Origin of the sequence: Enterobacter cloacae complex sp. IR5418 (genome assembly GCF_049238105.1) — a bacterium.
In the GTDB taxonomy this organism is placed as follows: Bacteria; Pseudomonadota; Gammaproteobacteria; order Enterobacterales; family Enterobacteriaceae; genus Enterobacter; species Enterobacter hormaechei.
On the sequence record NZ_JBMKHS010000086.1, the window covers coordinates 1 to 3,309 of the forward strand.

Annotated in this window: 3 protein-coding genes; all 3 read left to right on the forward strand. The window is 63.0% G+C overall.

The features are described 5' to 3' along the window. Nucleotides 1-87 precede the first annotated feature (87 nt). Genes ACOTX7_RS24030 through mphR(A) form a run of 3 tightly spaced genes read left to right on the forward strand, consistent with a single transcriptional unit; the run spans nt 88 to nt 2,812 of the window. Nucleotides 88-993: an Mph(A) family macrolide 2'-phosphotransferase gene (locus ACOTX7_RS24030; RefSeq protein ID WP_000219391.1), complete on the forward strand. Its 906-nt coding sequence runs from the start codon at nt 88-90 to the stop codon at nt 991-993. After that, nucleotides 990-2,228 carry a macrolide resistance MFS transporter Mrx(A) gene (gene mrx(A) / locus ACOTX7_RS24035; protein ID WP_000004159.1) on the forward strand — a complete coding sequence of 413 codons (1,239 nt, stop codon included), beginning with the start codon at nt 990-992 and terminating at the stop codon, nt 2,226-2,228. Before ACOTX7_RS24030 ends, mrx(A) begins: the two co-directional genes overlap by 4 nt. Next, nucleotides 2,228-2,812, forward strand: coding sequence for a macrolide-binding transcriptional repressor MphR(A) (mphR(A), locus tag ACOTX7_RS24040; RefSeq protein ID WP_001137892.1), 585 nt, complete (start codon nt 2,228-2,230; stop codon nt 2,810-2,812). The genes mrx(A) and mphR(A) overlap by 1 nt, the downstream gene beginning before the upstream one ends. The last annotated feature ends 497 nt before the right edge of the window (nt 2,813-3,309 follow it).

The following is a 3,309-nucleotide window of genomic DNA, read 5'->3' on the forward strand; positions in this document are numbered from 1 at the left end:
TAACTTTGCAACAGTGCCGGATTGAATATAACCGACGTGACTGTTACATTTAGGTGGCTAAACCCGTCAAGCCCTCAGGAGTGAATCATGACCGTAGTCACGACCGCCGATACCTCCCAACTGTACGCACTTGCAGCCCGACATGGGCTCAAGCTCCATGGCCCGCTGACTGTCAATGAGCTTGGGCTCGACTATAGGATCGTGATCGCCACCGTCGACGATGGACGTCGGTGGGTGCTGCGCATCCCGCGCCGAGCCGAGGTAAGCGCGAAGGTCGAACCAGAGGCGCGGGTGCTGGCAATGCTCAAGAATCGCCTGCCGTTCGCGGTGCCGGACTGGCGCGTGGCCAACGCCGAGCTCGTTGCCTATCCCATGCTCGAAGACTCGACTGCGATGGTCATCCAGCCTGGTTCGTCCACGCCCGACTGGGTCGTGCCGCAGGACTCGGAGGTCTTCGCGGAGAGCTTCGCGACCGCGCTCGCCGCCCTGCATGCCGTCCCCATTTCCGCCGCCGTGGATGCGGGGATGCTCATCCGTACACCGACGCAGGCCCGTCAGAAGGTGGCCGACGACGTTGACCGCGTCCGACGCGAGTTCGTGGTGAACGACAAGCGCCTCCACCGGTGGCAGCGCTGGCTCGACGACGATTCGTCGTGGCCAGATTTCTCCGTGGTGGTGCATGGCGATCTCTACGTGGGCCATGTGCTCATCGACAACACGGAGCGCGTCAGCGGGATGATCGACTGGAGCGAGGCCCGCGTTGATGACCCTGCCATCGACATGGCCGCGCACCTTATGGTCTTTGGTGAAGAGGGGCTCGCGAAGCTCCTCCTCACGTATGAAGCGGCCGGTGGCCGGGTGTGGCCGCGGCTCGCCCACCACATCGCGGAGCGCCTTGCGTTCGGGGCGGTCACCTACGCACTCTTCGCCCTCGACTCGGGTAACGAAGAGTACCTCGCTGCGGCGAAGGCGCAGCTCGCCGCAGCGGAATGAGCGAACGTCGATATAGCCCGCTCGCGACGCTGTTCGCGGCGACCTTTCTCTTCCGGATCGGCAACGCGGTGGCGGCCCTCGCGCTTCCATGGTTCGTCCTGTCTCATACAAAGAGCGCGGCCTGGGCGGGCGCCACGGCCGCTAGCAGCGTCATCGCGACCATCATCGGCGCGTGGGTTGGTGGTGGCCTCGTCGATCGGTTCGGGCGCGCGCCCGTCGCATTGATCTCGGGTGTGGTGGGCGGCGTGGCCATGGCGAGCATCCCACTGCTCGATGCCGTTGGCGCCCTCTCGAACACTGGGCTGATCGCTTGCGTGGTGCTCGGTGCCGCGTTCGACGCACCCGGTATGGCCGCGCAGGACAGTGAGCTGCCCAAACTCGGCCACGTCGCCGGGCTCTCCGTTGAGCGCGTCTCGTCACTGAAAGCGGTGATCGGGAACGTCGCGATTCTAGGTGGCCCGGCCCTTGGGGGGGCCGCAATCGGCCTGCTTGGCGCTGCGCCAACGCTCGGGCTGACGGCGTTCTGCTCCGTCCTTGCAGGTCTGCTCGGCGCGTGGGTGCTTCCCGCGCGTGCCGCTCGGACGATGACCACGACGGCGACTCTCTCCATGCGCGCCGGCGTCGCTTTTCTCTGGAGCGAACCCCTGCTGCGCCCTCTCTTTGGTATAGTGATGATCTTCGTGGGCATCGTTGGCGCCAACGGCAGCGTCATCATGCCTGCGCTGTTTGTAGATGCAGGACGCCAAGTAGCAGAGCTCGGGCTGTTCTCCTCAATGATGGGGGCTGGTGGTCTCCTTGGCATTGCCATTCATGCGTCGGTCGGCGCCCGGATATCAGCGCAGAACTGGCTGGCGGTGGCATTTTGTGGCTCTGCGGTGGGCTCGCTTCTGCTTTCACAGTTGCCAGGCGTGCCGGTGCTGATGTTGTTGGGCGCGCTCGTGGGACTGCTGACCGGCTCAGTCTCTCCCATTCTCAACGCTGCCATCTACAACCGCACGCCGCCAGAACTTCTCGGCCGGGTACTCGGCACGGTCTCGGCGGTGATGCTGTCAGCCTCGCCCATGGTTATGCTTGCGGCCGGCGCGTTTGTCGACCTTGCTGGTCCGCTCCCTGGCCTCGTTGTATCGGCCGTGTTTGCGGGGCTCGTGGCTCTACTCTCGCTCCGTCTTCAATTTGCTACAATGGCGGCGGCAGCCACAGCCTCCGCCCCAACCCATACAGAAGGTGAACACTGATGCCCCGCCCCAAGCTCAAGTCCGATGACGAGGTACTCGAGGCCGCCACCGTAGTGCTGAAGCGTTGCGGTCCCATAGAGTTCACGCTCAGCGGAGTAGCAAAGGAGGTGGGGCTCTCCCGCGCAGCGTTAATCCAGCGCTTCACCAACCGCGATACGCTGCTGGTGAGGATGATGGAGCGCGGCGTCGAGCAGGTGCGGCATTACCTGAATGCGATACCGATAGGCGCAGGGCCGCAAGGGCTCTGGGAATTTTTGCAGGTGCTCGTTCGGAGCATGAACACTCGCAACGACTTCTCGGTGAACTATCTCATCTCCTGGTACGAGCTCCAGGTGCCGGAGCTACGCACGCTTGCGATCCAGCGGAACCGCGCGGTGGTGGAGGGGATCCGCAAGCGACTGCCCCCAGGTGCTCCTGCGGCAGCTGAGTTGCTCCTGCACTCGGTCATCGCTGGCGCGACGATGCAGTGGGCCGTCGATCCGGATGGTGAGCTAGCTGATCATGTGCTGGCTCAGATCGCTGCCATCCTGTGTTTAATGTTTCCCGAACACGACGATTTCCAACTCCTCCAGGCACATGCGTAAACGGAGGTGTGCAGAGTCCCTGCGGCAGGCGACGAACACGACCGTCGTCGATTAGTACCGGTACGGTCGGTGGTATCGAAGTCTTGATCACCACTCAGGTCTACGGCTTACAAATGGTGACCATCCCGATACTTGCGTCAGAGCACCGGGCCGATTCTTTGACAGTGAATCACTCCCGTAAGGTTGTGCCGGTGTGGGTGTCCCGGGTCGAGACGATACTCCGCCAATGCGCCCAGCAAACAACCTGGCCATCGCAGGTGGTGGGGAGCGGTGTGGCGGATGAGTTGGACAAGTTGGTGTAGCAGCACGAGCACGGCGAGATAACATCGCAGGAGTTCGACATGCTCAAGAGACAGCTGATTGCGAATCGCGATGCAGATTCATAACCCGATTGCGGGTTGGCTTCACTCCACCATCACCGAGCAGACTAGCACGGCGGGCTCTGTTGCAAAGATTGGCGGCAGTCAGAGGTAGGCTGTCGCTCTGCGCCGATCAGG